This is a genomic window from Shewanella livingstonensis, assembly GCF_003855395.1.
In the GTDB taxonomy this organism is placed as follows: Bacteria; Pseudomonadota; Gammaproteobacteria; order Enterobacterales; family Shewanellaceae; genus Shewanella; species Shewanella livingstonensis.
Map to the genome: position 1 here is coordinate 694,231 of NZ_CP034015.1, position 19,144 is coordinate 713,374.

Annotated in this window: 11 protein-coding genes; all 11 read left to right on the forward strand. The window is 43.7% G+C overall.

Going from position 1 to position 19,144, the window contains the following annotated elements; translation table 11 throughout:
* Positions 1 to 17: 17 nt before the first annotated feature.
* On the forward strand, positions 18 to 4,934 hold the full coding sequence (locus EGC82_RS03145; RefSeq protein WP_124729460.1) for a DUF6701 domain-containing protein: 4,917 nt from the start codon (positions 18 to 20) through the stop codon (positions 4,932 to 4,934).
* A 193-nt stretch (positions 4,935 to 5,127) separates the two neighbouring features.
* A complete protein-coding gene (locus EGC82_RS03150; RefSeq protein WP_124729461.1) occupies positions 5,128 to 6,177 on the forward strand; it encodes a rod shape-determining protein in 1,050 nt (349 codons plus the stop codon).
* 63 nt (positions 6,178 to 6,240) lie between these two features.
* The gene (mreC, locus tag EGC82_RS03155; protein WP_124729462.1) at positions 6,241 to 7,239 is read left to right on the forward strand and encodes a rod shape-determining protein MreC; all 999 of its coding nucleotides are present in this window, start codon (positions 6,241 to 6,243) and stop codon (positions 7,237 to 7,239) included.
* Positions 7,236 to 7,727 (forward strand): rod shape-determining protein MreD, encoded by a 492-nt coding sequence (gene mreD / locus EGC82_RS03160; RefSeq protein ID WP_124729463.1) that lies wholly within the window; start codon positions 7,236 to 7,238, stop codon positions 7,725 to 7,727. The genes mreC and mreD overlap by 4 nt, the downstream gene beginning before the upstream one ends.
* 56 nt (positions 7,728 to 7,783) lie before the next feature.
* Entirely contained in the window at positions 7,784 to 8,371 is a 588-nt protein-coding gene (locus EGC82_RS03165; RefSeq protein WP_124729464.1) for a Maf family protein, read from the forward strand.
* Positions 8,372 to 8,453: 82 nt separating this feature from the next.
* Complete coding sequence (gene rng, locus EGC82_RS03170) at positions 8,454 to 9,944, forward strand: ribonuclease G (RefSeq protein WP_124729465.1); 1,491 nt, start codon at positions 8,454 to 8,456, stop codon at positions 9,942 to 9,944.
* A complete protein-coding gene (locus EGC82_RS03175; protein ID WP_124729466.1) occupies positions 9,944 to 14,230 on the forward strand; it encodes a YhdP family protein in 4,287 nt (1,428 codons plus the stop codon). The genes rng and EGC82_RS03175 overlap by 1 nt, the downstream gene beginning before the upstream one ends.
* Complete coding sequence (locus EGC82_RS03180) at positions 14,154 to 14,984, forward strand: carbon-nitrogen hydrolase family protein (protein ID WP_124729467.1); 831 nt, start codon at positions 14,154 to 14,156, stop codon at positions 14,982 to 14,984. The genes EGC82_RS03175 and EGC82_RS03180 overlap by 77 nt, the downstream gene beginning before the upstream one ends.
* 65 nt (positions 14,985 to 15,049) lie before the next feature.
* A complete protein-coding gene (tldD, locus tag EGC82_RS03185) occupies positions 15,050 to 16,498 on the forward strand; it encodes a metalloprotease TldD (RefSeq protein WP_124729468.1) in 1,449 nt (482 codons plus the stop codon).
* Between the two features lie 221 nt (positions 16,499 to 16,719).
* A complete protein-coding gene (locus EGC82_RS03190) occupies positions 16,720 to 18,159 on the forward strand; it encodes a TolC family protein (RefSeq protein ID WP_124729469.1) in 1,440 nt (479 codons plus the stop codon).
* Positions 18,149 to 19,138 carry an HlyD family secretion protein gene (locus EGC82_RS03195; RefSeq protein WP_124729470.1) on the forward strand — a complete coding sequence of 330 codons (990 nt, stop codon included), beginning with the start codon at positions 18,149 to 18,151 and terminating at the stop codon, positions 19,136 to 19,138. The genes EGC82_RS03190 and EGC82_RS03195 overlap by 11 nt, the downstream gene beginning before the upstream one ends.
* Positions 19,139 to 19,144: the final 6 nt, after the last annotated feature.

A 19,144-nucleotide genomic window follows, 5' to 3' on the forward strand; every position in this document is an offset into this window, starting at 1 on the left:
TTCTGAGCGTTTTTTGTGTGTCTAGTGCACAAGCTGATCTGCCGCCGCAGTTAGAGCCCCCTCTAGATAACCTGACGATCTATTCTGGTGCCGCTATTACAATGGGCGCAAGTTCAATAGTTGGTGGTAATATTCAGGTAAAAGCCGCCGCAACACTCGGTGCAAGTACAAGTGTAAGCGGTTATATTGTTGCCGGTGCTGCAGTAACGCTCGGCGCATCGGCAAAAGTTGGAGGCTATATTGAAGCCCGTGACGCCGGAACTATTGGCGCGGATTCAACCATTGGCGGTCATCTTACAACTGGAGATGCCGCTACGCTCGGTGCGAATACGATAGATGGCAATATTATGGTTGGTGGCGACCTAACGGCCGGTGCCGCGATACTCGTCGGTACGAAGGCCGTTATTTCCGGTAACCTCAGATCCGGAGCCGCCGCATCTGCAGATCTTGGCGCGGATGCAATAGTTGGTGGTAATGCTACCGCTGGAACCGCCTTAACATTGGGCGCTAATGTCGACATTAGTGGCAACATTCAGGCTGGAACTGGTGCTGTATCGCTTGGCGTAGATGCGAAAGTGATAGGTAATGCTAGAGCCGGGACCAGCGTGACGCTCGCCGCAGGTGCAAGTGTTGGTGGTGTGATTTCAGAGAATAATATTGAGCTGTTTACTAACGAGCCCAAGGAGCCCATAGATGATCAAACGTTAAAGCTTGCGGTGGTGCAAGCTGAGCTTGCCGCGATGATAGCACCCTTGGGAAATCAACTTCCAGCGTCGATGACCTCAAGTACTACGCTCAAAAAGGGCGTCTATCATGCAACGGCTCTTACGACTACCGCAGGCATAACCATCACCCTTGATGGCGAAGGCGTAGATGGTCACTGGCTTATCAATAGTGATACCTTCATTGCCTTTGGTGCGAGCACTAAAATAGTATTAAAGAATGTTACTGCTAACAGCACTATTACCTGGAATGCATTGAGCTACACATCTGTAGGTGCAAGCGCGGATCTAATCGGTAAGTTTTTTGCATTTTCTTACATTCTCACCGGAGAGTTCACTACGCTAAAAGGCATTGGTACTGGTTGTGGTGGTATGTTTACTAATACCGGAGCTGTAACATTAGGTGCCAGTAACATAATTGGATCCGTTGGTTGTACGTCTGTTGCACCTCAGAGGCCTTTTCATATGCAATTTGGTGTGGCAGCGCAGACATCAACATCGGTGATATTTGATAAACCGTTTCTCTCAGGTGTAACGCCGTTAGTTTTTGTTATGGCAACAATTTCAGAAACTGATACGAATGACGATGGTCCTGCTGCAGTTTTTATTAGTGATATTAGTAATACAGGTTTTAAGTGGACACAAAAAGAATCACCTTCTTCAGCTGGAAACTCTGTGGCATCAAAGCCTATGCCCGAGGTTCATTGGATTGCAGTGACATCAGGCACTTATGATTTAAGTAACGGGACGCAATTAATTGCAGGCAGTGTGTTGCAAAATAAGGCGTTGATTGGCTCAAATAATCAATATTTAGCAGTAACCTTGCCCAGTACTCAAAATGTGGTGCTTAACCAGCTGCAGACTCAAAATAATGACTGTTGGCTAACCAGTACTTCTCAATTTACGGCAAGTGGTATCGAGTTAGCGATGGATGCCTCTGAGGTGCGCAATAATTCGGGTCAGTGCGAAACAGGTAAACTAGACAATAATAGTCTTAAAAGTGAGAAAATTGCCTATTTGTCAGTAAAATCAGGTAGCGGTGCGCTCATATTAAATGAAACTAATGTCAATTATCATTTTGGCCAAGGGCAAACGTTTGATGATAATGGTACAAAAAGTGTTGCAGATCAATGCTCTGATACTACTAGTTTGCTAGGTTTTACCAATATTCCTATGTTAGTTGCCAGTAAAAACAGTCGTCGTGGTGGTGATGGTGGATGGTTACGCCGCTGTCAGTTAACGAACACAACGGTCAGCATGGTCGATGATGAAGACACTTTTAGAGATAGTGATCGTAGACATACTCGAGAAAATTACAGTTTTGTTGCACTAGAAAAGCTCAAGCCCGTCCGTCAGTGTTTTACTGATAATTTCGATCGTACAGATTTAGGCAGTGATTGGGTTGTTGCGCGCAGTTCAGGTAATTTTACACCTGCAATTGTTAATCTAAGTACCTCTACGGATAAAATTTTCCGTTTAAGGCAAACAGAGGCGCAGAAAAATCAGGCTACTTCAACAACTTATCAAAGGCTTTTCCCCGCAAAAAACAATAAAGTCGAAATCGAATTTGATCATTATGCCTATGGCGGGAACAGCGCTGATGGTATTGCCTTTGTACTGTCAGATGCCTCAATTACTCCACAGCCTGGCGCAGCTGGTGGTCCAATGGGGTATGGTGCTCGCTCTAATGTGAATGGATTTGCGGGTGGTTGGCTGGGTTTTGGTATTGATGAATACGGTAACTTTTCGGCCGAAGGTGGACCTAATGGCCCTGGACGGCGTCGCCAGTCGGTGTCTATTCGTGGTTCAGGCTCTGGCACTTCAGGTTATCGTTATTTACGTGGCACATGCAGTAATGGAAGTACTAACACGAGTGGTAATTGTTTGTCACCCACTGTTGATAATAATAATGATAATACAAAGCCAGCGCACCGTTATCGTATTACCGTAGACTCATTGGTCGCTAATCAATCAATAGTTAAGGTCGAGCGCAATACTGGAAGTGGTTTTGTTGAACTTATCCCAGCGTTTGATGCTGCATCTCAGATAGAGCAAAAGGCTATTCCAGAAAACTTTTTGTTATCACTAACAGGTTCAACAGGTGGGTCAACCAACAATCATGAAATTGATAATATAGAAATTTGTGCTCTTGACTCGAATCCAATAGGTGTACAAATCGATCATTTTGAATATTCATATTCAGGCCAAGGATTAACGTGTACTCCAAAAACGTTGTCGATAAAAGCGTGTGCTAATGCAGATTGCAGTATAACGGTGCCTGATACGGTGACAGCTATTTTAAGCCCAGCAACAATAACCGCAGGTGGTGGTTGGGTTGGTGGTAATACTGTTACCTTTACTGGTGGACAAAAATCAGATTTACAATTAAGACGTAATACCCCAGGTACAGTTACTTTAGGTGTTACAGGGTCTACACCCAGTACTAAAGCATTCAGTAAAACCTTATGCCGTGTTAATGGTGGTGCCGCAAGCGAGGCTAACTGTGGTTTAGTGTTTGCAGACAGCGGTTTTATCTTTGATGTGCCGGATAAGCTGGCTAACAAACCAACAGGCAATATATCGATTAGCGCAGTGAAAAAATCGGATAGTACTTTGCAATGCGTTCCTACCTTTGCCGATACCACAAAAAATGTTAGTTTTTGGAGTAGCTATATTGAGCCTGTTACGCCAATAAGTGGTCAGTCGGTTACTGTTAATAATACGACTGTAAGCAAGCAAAGTTCGGCCGCGACCTCCATTGCGTTGGCTTTTGATGTAACAGGTAAAGCCAGTATTAACGTTAATTACCCCGATGCGGGCAAAGTGCAGCTTGATGCGAAATATACCGGTACTGGCGATGAAGCTGGTTTAATCATGTTGGGATCAGATCAGTTTGTGAGCTTTCCGGTAGGTTTATGTGTTACCCCCAAAGATGATGCTGCCCAGTGGTCTAAAAATGATCCATATAAAAAAGCTGGCGAGTCATTTGAGTTAATTATTCAAGGTAAAGCATGGCAAGCGGATGGTGATACAAATTACTGCGATAATGTAAATACCCCTAATTACGCCCATGAAAAAATTGAGTTAGGCCATCAATTGGTTGCTCCAGCCGGAGGTGTGTTAGGTGCAGTGGGATCATCGTTATACAATCATGTTGCGCAAACCACTAACAGTAATACCGTGTCTCAGTCGGTAACCGAAGTGGGAGTTTTTAAACTTACTGCTAACCCGCCAGTCCCGTATTTAGGGTCGAGCTTTTATAATATTCCACTTGCAGTATCACCTTCCATGGGTCGCTTTGTGCCAGACCGATTTGTTGTGAGTAGTTCAAGTGTGTTGCCATCTTGCGGTAGCTTTACTTATATGGATCAACCTTTTGGCCTGACGTTGACTTTGAGCGCATTTAATACCGGTACTTATATCACCAAAAATTATCAAGGTGCTTTTGCTAAAGGTACTGCAAACCTTGTGGGTGAAAACATGAACAATGGTGTAGATTTGAGTGGCAGATTAAGCACTCTACCTATTAATGCTGGGTCTTGGGCGTTGGGTGAAGCAAACGTAGGATTATCTTATCAAGCTCATTTTAGCCGTACAGTGGCCCCAAGTGTGGATGGACCATTTAGTCAGTTAGCTATTGGTGTGCAAGCTTTTGATAATGATGGTGACTGGTCGTTTATTGCATCACCAGATATGCGAGCCAACAGCAGTGCTATTTGTGCTGATAATAGTAACTGCAACGCGAAACTGTTGTCGACTCAGGATTTTCGTCATGGCAGAGTGGTGATGGACAATACTTATGGCCCTGAAAATGAAATACTGCGCATGCCAACGTATGCCCAATATTGGAATGGTAGTACTTGGGTAACGAACATTAGTGATAGCTGTACTCAAGTTATCGATCCGCTTGATGGCAGCGAAATATACACACCATTATTAACTTCTGGTCAAACGGTTACCCGCAGTGATGGCAACAGTACCGTGAACATTCTGATGAGTAGTGGTCAACTCCCCTTATTATGGCAAAACACCGGTTCTGTAGCATATCGAGGTCAAGTGACTGCACCGCTACAAGTCGAGAATTGGCTTAAGTGGTATTGGAATTGGGACCAAGCAAGTCCTGCTCAGCTCTATGACCCAAGAGCAAGTGCGTTCTTTGGTCGCTACCGAGGCCATGATCGGATCATTTATTGGCGTGAGGTAGGTCAATAATGTGAATGATAAAACGTCAGTTTTGGGCTTTTTTGATTTAAAACTGCGCGAATGGTGATTTTTTAATAGCTTTTATAAAAAAAAACGCTAGATTAGCAATTGTTAACCTGTTCGGTATTGTAGAATGGGGGTGTCATTGATAAAGTTAGCTGATTTTTCTTTCTTCTGACTCCACAGAATACAGGCCTGATACATGTTCAAAAAGCTGCGCGGCATTTTTTCTAACGACCTATCGATCGATTTAGGTACGGCAAATACTCTTATTTATGTTCGCGATGAAGGCATCGTGTTGAACGAACCATCAGTGGTTGCCATTCGCGGCGAACGCAATAGCAACGGTCCAAAGTCAGTTGCTGCCGTCGGTAGAGAAGCAAAACAAATGCTAGGCCGAACGCCTGGTAATATTCAAGCTATTCGTCCAATGAAAGACGGTGTTATTGCCGATTTCTATGTAACCGAAAAAATGCTTCAGCACTTCATTAAGCAAGTGCACAACAACAGTTTCTTTCGTCCTAGTCCTCGCGTACTTGTATGTGTGCCAGTCGGTGCAACTCAAGTTGAACGTCGCGCTATTCGCGAATCAGCGATGGGTGCAGGTGCTCGTGAAGTTTACCTTATTGAAGAACCAATGGCCGCAGCGATTGGTGCTGGTTTACCGGTATCAGAAGCTACTGGCTCTATGATGGTCGATATTGGTGGCGGCACAACTGAAGTGGCGATTATTTCGTTAAACGGTGTGGTGTACTCTTCATCAGTTCGTATTGGTGGTGATAAGTTTGACGATGCAATTATCAATTATGTTCGCCGTAACTACGGTAGTTTAATTGGTGAAGCAACGGCTGAGCGTATTAAGCATACTATTGGTACCGCCTACCCTGGTGATGAAGTGCTTGAAATTGAAGTTCGTGGTCGTAACCTTGCAGAAGGTGTACCGAGAAGCTTCACTTTAAACAGCAACGAAATTTTAGAAGCATTACAAGAGCCGCTTTCTGGCATTGTGAGTGCGGTAATGGTTGCCCTTGAGCAGTCGCCACCAGAGCTCGCTTCAGATATTTCTGAAAGAGGTATGGTATTAACTGGCGGTGGCGCATTATTGCGTGATTTAGACCGTTTATTAATGCAAGAAACCGGTATCCCGGTGATGGTCGCTGACGATCCTCTGACTTGTGTTGCTCGTGGCGGCGGTAAAGCCCTTGAAATGATTGATATGCATGGTGGTGATTTGTTCTCTGAAGAGAACTAATTATCATCTGATGAGCGGCTTTGTTAATGGCATTTTATGGGTTAACAAAGTTGCGAAAAATTTATGAAACCAATTTTCGTTCGTGGTGTATCGAGTCAATTCAGATTGACACTGGCAATTATTTTGTCGGTGGCATTACTGATGACTAATCATCGCCTTGATCCTATTCGCCAGTCTTTATCTTCGGTGTTAAGCCCTCTTCAGTTTTTAGCCAATGTGCCAGGTATGATGCTTGACTGGTCTGCCGAAGCATTTGCAACCCGCAATATGCTTGAACTGCAAAACAAAGAACTGTTACGTCAACAACTGGTTATGTCAGAACGTTTACAGCGTTTTGAACATGTGCGCCAAGAAAATGAGCGTTTACGTGCATTACTTGGTTCTCCTGTGCACATGGATTCTCGTAAAATGGTAGCTGAAGTGATGGAAGTCGCCAGCGATCCTTTTCGACAGTTTGTAGTATTAAATCATGGCTCGCAAACCGGTATTTATGTCGGCCAGCCTGTGGTTGATGCTAAAGGGGTTGTTGGCCAGGTAATTGAAGTGAGCGAGTTTACCAGCCGGGTATTGATGGTGTCAGATGTTACTCATGGTATTCCGGTGCGAGTTACCCGTAATGATGTACGTGCCATTGCCAATGGCACCGGTGATATTGACCAAATTGAATTACGTCATGTTGCTAAGAGTACCGATATTATAGTGGGCGATTTATTGGTCACTTCAGGGTTGGGTAATCGTTTTCCAGAAGGGTATCCCGTCGCCCGAGTTATTAGCGTATCGCGTGATGATGGCCAGAGCTATGCAGTAATTAATGCCCAGCCTCTAGCTGCACTTGACCGTATCCGTTACGTGTTACTTATTTGGCCTGATGAAACGAAACCTTTTACGCTCCCAGCGGACGTACAAGGGTTGATACAAGAGGCTGCTAATAACGCTGCTGCGGCTTCTGCTACAAACGCTTCTGAATCAATACCAAATCAAGCAGCAGACAATGCATTGCCACCTCAAAAACCGGCTTCACAAGAGACTACTACGCCAATAATAAGCGAGGTAAACCAATGAGTGCGCACATTGCTAATGGTCGCTTAGTGGTATGGCTGACTTTATTTATCGGTATGATGTTTCAGATTATGCCATTACCTCAAGTCGTAGAAGCATGGCGACCTGACTGGCTACTGTTGGTGATGATATATTGGGCGATGGCATTGCCGCATCGTTACAGTATTCTCACCGCCTGGTTGCTGGGGGTAATGCTTGATGTGCTATTAGGGGCCCATTTAGGTATCCGTTCATTAGCATTGTCTTTGGTAATTTATATTGTCGTGTTGCTGTGTCAGCGCTTACGTAATTATCCACGTTGGCAACAATCACTGTTAGTAGCCTGTTTTATCTGTATTTATCATGTAGTGATATTTTGGGTGCAGTTTGTGGTGGTTGGTGCAACCCCGTTTAACGTTGAGATGTTTTTACCCGCTATTTCGAGTTTATTTATTTGGTGGTGGGTGTTTTGGATACTACGTAATATGCGCCGTCATTATAAAGTACGTTAATGTAACGCAATAATGTAAGTATTGTTTTAATGTACACTAACAAGAGTAAATGATTGATGGAATGGGTACTGGCTTCAACATCACCTAGAAGAAAAGAATTACTGGCTCAAGCAGGCTTTAGTCAGGCAGACTTCTCATTCCAGCTCGTTGCCCCCGATATCGATGAAACACCTTTATTAACGGAAACAGCAGAGCAATACGTGTGTCGTTTAGCCGTTGAAAAAGCCCAAGCAGGCTTAGTACTTAGTGCTCATATGATGGCTCCTAAAGTACTGGGTTCAGATACAATAGTGGTGTTGAATAATCTAATACTCGGTAAACCAATAGACCAAGATGATGCTAAGCGAATGCTGACATTATTATCCGGTCAAACTCATGAAGTGATGACTGCGGTGGCGTTAACCGATGGTGAACACACCTTTAGCCGATTATGTCGTACCCAAGTGAGCTTTTGTGAGTTATCTCCTGCCGACATAGACGCTTATGTGGCATCAGGTGAACCCATGGACAAAGCTGGCGCGTATGGGATACAAGCCTTAGGTGGTTGTTTTGTTCAATCTATTAATGGCAGTTATTCTGCCGTCGTTGGTTTACCGCTAGTTGAAACACGTGAATTATTAGCCTGCATGATGCAGCAAACTTAACTTTTTGCTTTAATCGGTCATCTACGGTGGTGCAACTGCTGTCAACATTACGATTGGAGCATGACCCGAATACTGGTGGCTTATGAACATAAAAGCACAACGTAAAAAAGGCACAGAACTACTCATTAATGTCACGCCAACTGAAGCGCGTGTTGCATTAGTCGAGCATGGTGTTTTACAAGAAGTGCATATTGAACGTCGTATGAAGCGAGGTTTGGTCGGCAATATTTATAAAGGTAAAATTAGCCGTGTGCTCCCTGGCATGCAAGCCGCATTTGTTGATATTGGCCTCGATAAAGCCGCTTTCTTACATGCTTCCGATATTGTTCCTCATACCGAATGTGTTGCCGATGTTGAAAAAGGCAATTTTGTGGTGCGTGATATTGCTGAGCTAGTGCGCCAGGGCCAAGATATTATGGTACAAGTGGTTAAAGACCCACTCGGCACCAAAGGCGCCCGCCTAACGACCGACATTACCTTACCATCTCGTTACTTAGTGTTTATGCCTGGCTCTAGCCATGTTGGCGTATCGCAACGTATTGAACTTGAAGAAGAGCGCCAACGCCTTAAAAATATCACCTTACCTTATGTTGATGATGACGGTGGCTTTATTATCCGCACCGCAGCTGAAAATGTCGGCGAAGATGAACTCGCTCAAGATGCGGCATTCTTACGCCGCGTATGGGCTAAGGTCAGCGAAAGACGTAAGCGTAAAGGGGTTATATTACTGTATCAAGACTTGGCATTACCTGTACGGATCATTCGCGATTTTGTTGGCACTGAGCTCGATCATATTCAAGTAGACTCACGCCGCACGTATGCAGAATTGCAACAATTTGCGCAAGAATTTATGCCGGAAATTGCTGAAAAGATTGAGCATTATGCTGGCCCTGCACCTATCTTTGAATTGTACGATGTCGAAAATGAAGTTCAACGGGCTTTAGGCCGTAAAGTGGAGCTTAAGTCTGGCGGTTACTTAATTATTGACCAAACCGAAGCCATGACTACCGTTGATATTAATACTGGTGCGTTTGTTGGTCATCGTAATTTAGAAGAAACCATATTTAATACCAATCTTGAAGCCACTCAAGCCATTGCCAGACAACTGCGTTTACGCAATTTGGGTGGGATTATTATTATCGATTTTATTGATATGCTTAGTAAGGAACACCAAGCACGAGTGTTAGAAAGCTTAAATGCAGCATTGGCATTAGATCGCGTCAAAACCAGTGTCAGTGGTTTTTCGGGCTTAGGTTTAGTGGAAATGACCCGTAAACGTACTCGCGAAAGTTTAGAGCATGTAGTGTGTGGTGAGTGCCCGTCTTGCAAAGGAACTGGCACCATGAAAACCATTGAAACTGTGTCATATGAAATTTTTCGAGAAATTATTCGTTTAGACAGAGCTTATAAAGCCGATGAGTTTTTACTGTATTGCTCACCGACTGTGTATATGAGTTTTAGCGGTGATGAATCGCACTTGCTGGCAGAATTAGAAGTCTACATTGGTAAGCGTATTCGTTTACAAAATGAACCGTTATATATTCAAAGTAAATATGATGTGGTGATGATGTAGTGTCGACAACTCAGGCGGTTACTATTAACAGAATATTCTGGCAAATTTTGGCTATTACACTGGTGCTATTTGCATTAGTTGTGAGCCTTATTCGTGGTTTATTGCCTCATGTTCCTGAAGTCCGTACTGAGTTAATTGGTTATCTTCAAAACGAGTATCAACTGCATGTGCAGATGGATGAGCTCAGTGCCGAATGGCAAGCTTTTGGCCCTGCACTGACCGTTAAGAATTTAGTCTTACCGCCACAAGATAATCTGCCCATCACCGTCATCAGCGAAAATGTGCATATTAAACTCGATTTTTGGCAATCACTTTTCACCTTAAGTCCACAGGTAGAAACCGTGGTATTTGATGGTGTTAAGGTAGCGCTAAACCTAGATGAGTTAGCCGCGACTGATGAGCACACTAAAGCGACCGATAAAGCTAATCTTGACTGGTTATATGGTTTGTTGTTAGAGCAGTTAGGCCATTTTTCAATTACCGATGCGTCATTACAACTGGTGAGTAAACAACATGATTATCGACCAATTTTTATCGATAACCTCGTATGGCAAAACAGTGCGAATCAACACCAAGCACAAGGCATGATCCATGTTGATCAACTTCAGTCGCAGCAAGAACAGTTAACGTTACGTATTGATCTTACTGGTGATGGCTATCTGCCAGATACCGTAGCGGGCCAACTTTACGTTACTGCTGACTCACTAGACTTAGGTGAGTGGGCATCCAGACAACATAGCGTGCAAACCGACAGCGACAATATTGAGTTTCAGGGCGTTATAAACCTTGATGCGTGGATGACGTTTGCACATCGCCAAATTAGTGATGGAATATTAGTTTTTAAACCTAGCTGGTTACAATGGCGCGATACCGATAGCCAGCAAAAGTTTGCTATCAACTCTGGTTCACTACAATGGACCCCACAACCCGATGGTTGGAAAATCGACAGCCACGATTTAGATTTATCGACCAATGATCAAACGTGGCCGTTACTCACATTAGCTATTGGCACTCGTGAAGGTGATTTTTTTGGTTATGCAAGTCAAATTATTCCCACATTACTTAAGCCTATGTTGCCGCTGGTGCCGGGTTTAGGGATGCAACAAGTACGTAGTTGGCAGCAGCTTAATCCTCAAGGTCAAATTGGTCCTATTCGGCTGTATAAGCCCGCAGAAAAACCGCTTATCGCCAACGTTGAGGTACAACAATTACAGTGGCAACCATATCAGTCTATACCGGGTATAAGCCCTATCGACGCTCAATTAATCTGGGCGAATAATCAACTTGAATTTAGCTTGCCCGAGCAAGAATATAAGCTCGATTTTAGCCGTGACATTAGTCAACCGCTAACGTTTCATGGCAGCGCTATGAAGGGCCAATATGATGTTAAGCAGCAGCGCTTAACTGTACCTAACATTGAATTGAGTAATGACGATTTGGATTTGCAAGCTGGCTTGAACCTTGAGTTTATTGATCAAACTCATATGGGGTTAGCCGCTCACTTAAGCATTAATGATGTGGCTCAACTTGGACGTTATTTCCCTTTGATGGCGATGAGTCCCAAGTTAATCGACTATCTTAATGAGGGGCTAGTCGCTGGGCAAGTGAATGATGCGCAGGTGGTGTGGCATGGCGAAGTAGGTGCTTATCCTTATCAAGATAATAGCGGAGTATTTCAGGCCGCTTTTACTCTTGATAGTGGCAATTTTAAGTTTCAATCTAATTGGCCAGCAGTGAGCGATTTGACTCTGTCTGCTTTGTTTGAAAATTCGATGATGAATTTGCACATTGATCAGGGCAAACTGGATAAGGTTGTGGTTGATGGTGCAAGGGTCTCTATTCCGCATTTGGGTAAAGAGTCTTTATTAAGAGTTGAAGCCGATATCACCACAGATGCCCAAGCTGCCACGAACGTAATTAATGCCTCGTCATTACGTGACTCTGTAGGGGCAACGTTAGATGTGGTGCAAATTCAACAGCAAATTAATACCACATTAGATCTGTCTATTCCCTTATATGAAGGAGGAGAGCAACTCATTAAAGGTCTCGTCACATTTGATAATAATCCAGTATTTATTGACTCTCCCGGTTTAGATTTACAGGGAGTAACAGGGCAAGTGAGCTTTGTGAATCAAGTGATTGAAGGCAAAAATATTACGGCTCAATTATTCCAACAGCCTTTAACGTTTAGCTTGAATACAGGCAAACGTAACAACAATGTGGCATTGAATGTTGCTATGAAAGGGCGCTGGGATCTTGATGCGCTACCTGCCAGTTTACATAATCCGTTGACTGAAACGTACCATGGAAACATTGACTGGAGTGGTGGAGTCAGCATGGTTTTTGACCCAAGTGGCTACAGTTTACAAGTTTCTGTAAACTCCGATCTTGTAGGAACGTCATTGAATTTACCCATGCCTTATCAAAAATCTGCTACCGAACCGAGAAAGCTAAGTGCAGATCTTATTGGTGATAATAAGCAATCATCACTAAGCATCAAGCTGGGTAATGATGTAGAGTTTTGGGGTGGTTTTAATGCCGATAATGGCAGTCAACTTGCCTTTTATGATGTGATGATTGGTCGCCACTTTAGGCTGGGAGACAAATTAAAAAAACAACAAGGACACATACATTTAGATCTGCCTAAAGTCGACTTAGCACAATGGCTACCATTGATTAACCGCTTTAGTGCGACAAGGGAACCTGAAGTGGTCACCTCATTGATACGAGATCGTATCTTATCAGTTGCAGAACAGCCTGGCGCGGAGACATCAACCAATATTGCCTCTTCGGTTGAAGCGGCTATTGCCACACCAGCATTTCCGCCATTAGCCGGTATTCATGCCGATATCGGTCAATTAAATGTCTTGGGGCAATCATTTGATAAGTTACACTTTGATGCCCAGCCAACCGAACATGTATGGCGCTTTGATGCTCAGTCGCAACAGTTTGAAGGTCGTATCGATTTTTATCCTAACTGGCACGATCAAGGTATTAAAGTCGTGGCTAAAAAGTTGCATTTATTTCCCACGGTGAGTACCACTGAAAGTGTTGATTTGACCTCTACGTCCATGTTGCAATATCTACCCACTTTAGCGATAGATGTTGATGATTTTAGCGTGAGTAAATTATCGTTAGGCCATTTGGTACTGCAAGGCCTACCTCATGAGCAAGGCTACCAATTTCAAACTATCTCTCTCACCAAACCCACGGTAGCATTACAAGCTAATGGTCTATGGTCTGTTGAAAATGGTATCGATAACACCTTATTTGATGTGAAATTACAGGCTGAAAAGTTTGATGACTTATCGGCGATATTAAATATCAATCCAGGACTTGAAGATGCGCCACTGGATCTCTCCGGTCAGTTATCCTGGCAAGGTGCGCCTTATCACTTCACCCTCGATACCCTTAACGGACAACTAGCATTTGCTTTAGGTAAAGGCCATTTATCGGAAATAAGCGATAAAGGTGCGCGCGTGTTTTCGTTATTTAGTTTAGATTCATTATTGCGTAAGTTATCGTTAGATTTTTCGGATGTATTCGGCGAAGGCTTATACTTTAATACCTTTAATGGCAACCTTACGATTGATAATGGTGTGGTTAAAACCACTGATTCTGAAATGGATGCTATTGCCGGTAATATGCGAGTGCGCGGTTACACCGACTTAACCACTCAAAGCTTAAATTACGATATCCGTTTTGTGCCGCAACTCGCCTCTAGTGTGCCCACCGTGGTGTTATTAAGCACTAGCGCGTGGACCTTAGGTTTAGGGGCATTTGCCCTGACTAAAGTGTTAGAACCGGTTATCGAAGTTATCTCTGAAATTCGTTTTCGAGTCACTGGTACTATGGATAATCCGCAATTAGAAGAGCTTGAGCGTAAGAGTAAAGAAATCGAAATTCCTCAGGCTATTTTACCGCAGGCAGATGAAACCAGCGTAGAAACTCACCTTGGTACTAAAGCCAATGCTACAGTTGAGGCTAAAGCTAAAATGAATAAAGCTGCGGCAGATGTTAAGCGTGATAATAAAAGCGCACACGCTAGAACAAATAGCCAAAAAAGCATGCCATTAACTCAGGTTATTCTGCTTATCGATAATCCACTTTATGATGGTCCATTATCAGTTGCCGACATTGATGTTGAATCAATCAGGCTACCTTTGATTAATCCATTAACTAATATCGTTATGCTACAAGGAGTTAGAGATGCAAATCAGCTTGTTACAATGTCAAAGCAGTCGCGATGTCAAAGCCAATCTCGCCTTTGTCGACTCGCAGCTTAAAGACTTACCCCGAGAAGCTAATGAACCACAATTAGTGGTGCTACCTGAGTGCTGTTTATTATTTGGCGGCCATGAAAGCCTACAGCTTGAATATGCTGGTAGTCGGCATCAAGGTGAGCTTAAAAACGCCTTAGCGTCGATGGCTAAAAAGTACCAAGTGTATTTTATTGCTGGCACCATTCCTATGCGTGCTGATGATGGTAGAGTCTTCAGTCGTTGTTATTTTTTTGATGATCATGGCGTCACCCTAGGTCATTACGATAAACTGCATTTATTCGATGTTGATGTGGCTGACGGCACCAAAACTTATCGCGAAAGTGATACTTTTCATCCTGGCGATCATATTAGTGTGATTGATACGCCTTTTGGCAAAGTCGGTTTAGCTATTTGTTATGATATTCGCTTTGGCGACCTGTTTAGGGCTTTACGCTTGGCAGGAGCAGATTATATTGCCCTACCTTCTGCATTTACCAAAGTCACAGGTGAAGCGCATTGGCAAGTGCTATTACAAGCGCGAGCCATTGAAACTCAATGTTATTTATTGGGCGCAGGCCAATGGGGACAACATAATGAGGGTAGTCGAGAAACATGGGGTCACAGTATGATTGTCGACCCATGGGGCCGAGTTATTGCCAAAAAAGCCGCCGAATGTGGTTGGGTGCAAGCTCAAGTCGATTTAACCGAATTACGCCGTATTCGGCAGCAAATGCCGGTGATCGGCCATAATCGATTTATGGAACCACAGTTGAAATAACACTGGATGGATCAAACTAACACTGAATTCGCAGTACGCGTTACCTATTAATAAAGAGAATTTTAATGCCATTTTTAACCCAAGTAGAGCAGAGTTTATTGCAAGATGGATTAACCTTAGATGGACTCCAAGGTTACTTAAACACCATTCATCAACACAATATCGATTTTTCAGACCTGTATTTCCAAGGTAGCCGCCATGAGTCTTGGGTGTTAGAAGATGGCATTGTTAAAGAAGGCAGTTTCCACATTGAGCGTGGTGTGGGGGTGCGTGCTATTAGCGGCGAAAAAACCGGCTTTGCTTATGCTGACGAAATTACTCCTGCAGCTCTTGATGCTGCAGCCAAAGCTGCCCGCGGCATAGCAAGTGCCGGTGAGCAGCACAAGGTGCAAGCCTTTAAACGTCAAACGGCTCATAAACTGTATGACAGTGCCGACCCAATAGCGGCTATGGATGAAGTAAAGAAAATCGATTTGTTAAAGCAAGCCGATGCTTATATTCGTAGTTTAGATAGCCGTATTATTCAGGTTGTGGTGAGTTTATCTGGCGTGCATGAAGAAATATTGATTGCCGCCAGTGACGGGACATTAGCTGCAGATATTCGTCCATTAGTGCGTTTTAACTGTAGTGTCATTTTAGAAGATAATGGCAAGCGTGAGCGCGGCAGTGCTGGTGGCGGTGGTCGTCATGATTACAGTGCTTTTTTAGCCACAGATGAGACTGGTTTACCACAGAGTTTTGAATTTGCCCGTGAAGCGGTGCGCCAAGCTCAAGTTAATGTTAAGGCTATTGATGCACCTGCTGGTGAAATGACCGTAGTGCTAGGTAATGGTTGGCCAGGTGTGTTATTGCACGAAGCCGTTGGTCATGGCTTAGAGGGTGACTTTAATCGCAAAGGCAGCAGTGCATTTAGCGGTAAAATGGGCCAACAAGTCACCTCGACTTTAGTGACCATCGTAGATGATGGCACTTTAGAAAATCGTCGTGGTTCATTAAGTATCGATGATGAAGGTGTACCAACTCAAAAAACCACCCTAATTGAGAACGGTATTTTAAAAGGCTACATGCAAGATAAGCTAAATGCCCGCTTAATGGGCCAACTGCCTACGGGTAACGGTCGCCGTGAATCTTATGCGCATTTACCTATGCCGCGCATGACTAATACCTACATGGAAGCTGGCGAATCTAATCCTGCTGATATTATTAAATCAGTTAAAAAAGGCATTTACGCACCAAACTTTGGTGGCGGACAGGTCGATATTACTTCAGGCAAGTTTGTGTTTTCAGCATCTGAAGCGTACTTGATTGAAGATGGCGAAGTGACTCAAGCAATTAAAGGTGCCACTTTAATTGGTAATGGCCCAGAAGCCATGGGATTAATTTCAATGGTAGGTAATGATTTAGCCCTAGATAAAGGCGTTGGCGTGTGTGGTAAAGACGGACAAAGTGTGCCTGTTGGTGTCGGTCAGCCGACATTGAAAATCGATCGTCTAACGGTCGGTGGCACAGCGTAACGCTAAACGCTTATTATCAGTATATGACGACTTGCTGAGTGTATATTCTAATCAGGAGAGTATTACTTAATGAGTTGTCGTGGCGAGTATCACACCAGTATTGCTGGTTAATGCCATGTTACAGAATGAGTTATTTACTTTAATAAGCTATGTGGCTGTGAAAATAACGTATTTACGTTATAATCTGGCAATAAATTAGAGTATTAACTCTAGAGGTGTTTATGGTTGCAAAGCGTCATATCAGTATACATGGTCAGAGACGATTGAGAGTGAGCTTGGCGCTGTGTTGCAGTGTTCTTTTGGTTCATATTAATGTTTCGGCTGAGCCGGTTACGTTTAGTCATGCTTGGCAGCAATTAGCGCAAGTGAGCGATCAGTTGCAAGCTAAAGCCCAGCTTGTTAACCGTGCCAAAGCGGAAGAAGATGCAGGCGATGCGTTAAATTACCCATCACTTAATATTGCTGGCAGCTATACTCGCCTCGAAAAACCTATCGAACTTGATTTACGTGATTTAAACCCACTTGCAGTACTTGATAGCAGCACATTACCCCCAGCTCTTGGTACTGCGTTAGCGAGTATCCCAGGCTCTCTTTTTGTTACCCCGTTTACCGAACAAGATGTATTTCGTGCCAGTTTACAAGCTATGTGGCCAATTTATACTGGCGGTAAAATTACTGCTGCCCAAGGGATCCATGCTGCACAAGTCTCTGAGCGGGAACAAGAGTTTGCCTTAGCTCGGCGTGAGTTATTTCTTCAGTTAGTTGATCGTTACTATGCTGTATCGGTAACGAAAACATTAGTCGACACTCAAAAGCAGCTGGTGGACTCGTTAACTTTGCATGTGAGCCATGCACAAAAATTAGAGCAACAAGGTCAAATAGCCAAAGTTGAACGATTGAATGCCCAGGTCGCGTTAGAAAATGCCAAAGTAAACTGGGGTAAAACTAAGCGTCAATATGAAATGACCGAAATTGCTTTAGCGCGAATGTTACACATCCCCTCAGTTGATCCTATTTCAGCACTGTTTTTACTCGAACAACAACCTTCATTGCCACGCCTTAGCCAGCTGACATTAACGCAGCATCCGGCGTTAAAACTACTCGAAGCTAAAGAAGCTCAAGCCAATGGTTTAGTCGACTTAGAAAAGGGCAGTTACTACCCTACAGTGTATTTATATGGCAACTACACCTTGTATGAAGATGACAGCTTATTCTCTCAAGTGGAGCCCGACTGGATGGTAGGTGTGGGTATGAGCATACCGTTGATTAGCCGTGATGGTCGTAGTGGTAAAGTACAAGCGGCTAAAAGTGCCTTACTGCAAGCGCGTTACACTAAAGCCCAAACTAAACAGGATTTAAGTTTGTTGATCGATCAAAGTTATCGGCAAATGTTGCAAGCCAAAGAAGAGGCCGATGCGCTGGATGTATCATTAGCACTTGCGACCGAAAATTTGCGTTTGCGAGAGTTATCTTTTAATCAAGGCCTATCCACTTCAATTGATCGGATCGATGCGGAGTTAAGCTTAACAGCGGTTAAAACTCAGCAGTTAGGCGCTAAATATCGCTATATGCAAGCCTACGCCAAAGTGATGGCCATTAGTGGTCAAGTAGATGAATTTATTAACCGAACTCAACTTCAAGGGGCTGCTTATGCGGGCTAACAAGATCATCGCGGTCATCGCATTTGTGTTACTTATCGTATTATTAGGCTACGGAGTCATGTTGGCTTTTACGCCTCAACCGACAGTGCTGCAAGGGCAAATAGAAGCTCGTGAATATAACATTTCTTCTAAGGTGCCAGGACGGGTTGAGCAAGTTTTAGTGCGTAAAGGCGATCAAGTCAATATGGGCGATATTTTATTTGCTATTAGCAGTCCAGAACTCGATGCCAAGTTATTGCAGGCTCAAGGCGGCCTGGAAGCGGCAACCGCTATGCAGCTGCAAGCTAATAATGGCGCAAGACAACAACAAGTCACCGCGACCAAAGAGCAATGGTTAAAAGCCAAGGCTGCGACAGAGCTTAGTCTAAAAACTTATCAACGAATTGAAAATTTATTTGATGAAGGTGTCGTTGCAAGGCAAAAGCGCGATGAAGCTTATACCCAATGGCAAGCTGCTAAATATACCGAGCAAGCTGCTTATGCTATGTATCAAATGACTAATGAAGGTGCGCGCGTTGAAACCAAAGCGGCAGCGGCAGGCAAAACGCGAATGGCAGAAGGCGCCGTTAACGAGGTTAGTGCCATTTTAGCTGACAGCCAAATGCGTTCACCTAAAAAAGCTGAGGTGAGTGAAGTGTTATTGCAAGCCGGTGAGTTAGCCCCGAGTGGTTTTCCGGTGGTCAGCATTATTGATATGAGTGATGCGTGGGCAGTATTACAAGTTAGAGAAGATCAATTATTGCAATTTAAACAAGATCAAAGCGTTATGTTAGATATTCCAGCATTGCAGCAACAAGTCGAATTTACGGTTTCGCACATTAGTGTTATGGGTAACTTTGCGACTTGGCGCTCGACTGAAAGTGGTCATGATTTTGATATGCGGACCTTTGAAGTTGAATTAACACCTAAGCAACCGATTGCCGATTTACGCGTTGGGATGTCGGTGTTATTTCGCGCCGATAAGCCTAGCGAACATTAATAAGGC

Coding starts and splice junctions, on each gene's coding strand:
- EGC82_RS03195 (WP_124729470.1), top strand. CDS start 18,149: ATGCGGGCTAACAAGATCATCGCGGTCATCGCATTTGTGTTACTTATC.
- mreD (WP_124729463.1), top strand. CDS start 7,236: ATGAGTGCGCACATTGCTAATGGTCGCTTAGTGGTATGGCTGACTTTA.
- mreC (WP_124729462.1), top strand. CDS start 6,241: ATGAAACCAATTTTCGTTCGTGGTGTATCGAGTCAATTCAGATTGACA.
- EGC82_RS03180 (WP_124729467.1), top strand. CDS start 14,154: ATGCAAATCAGCTTGTTACAATGTCAAAGCAGTCGCGATGTCAAAGCC.
- EGC82_RS03165 (WP_124729464.1), top strand. CDS start 7,784: ATGGAATGGGTACTGGCTTCAACATCACCTAGAAGAAAAGAATTACTG.
- EGC82_RS03190 (WP_124729469.1), top strand. CDS start 16,720: ATGGTTGCAAAGCGTCATATCAGTATACATGGTCAGAGACGATTGAGA.
- rng (WP_124729465.1), top strand. CDS start 8,454: ATGAACATAAAAGCACAACGTAAAAAAGGCACAGAACTACTCATTAAT.
- EGC82_RS03150 (WP_124729461.1), top strand. CDS start 5,128: ATGTTCAAAAAGCTGCGCGGCATTTTTTCTAACGACCTATCGATCGAT.
- tldD (WP_124729468.1), top strand. CDS start 15,050: ATGCCATTTTTAACCCAAGTAGAGCAGAGTTTATTGCAAGATGGATTA.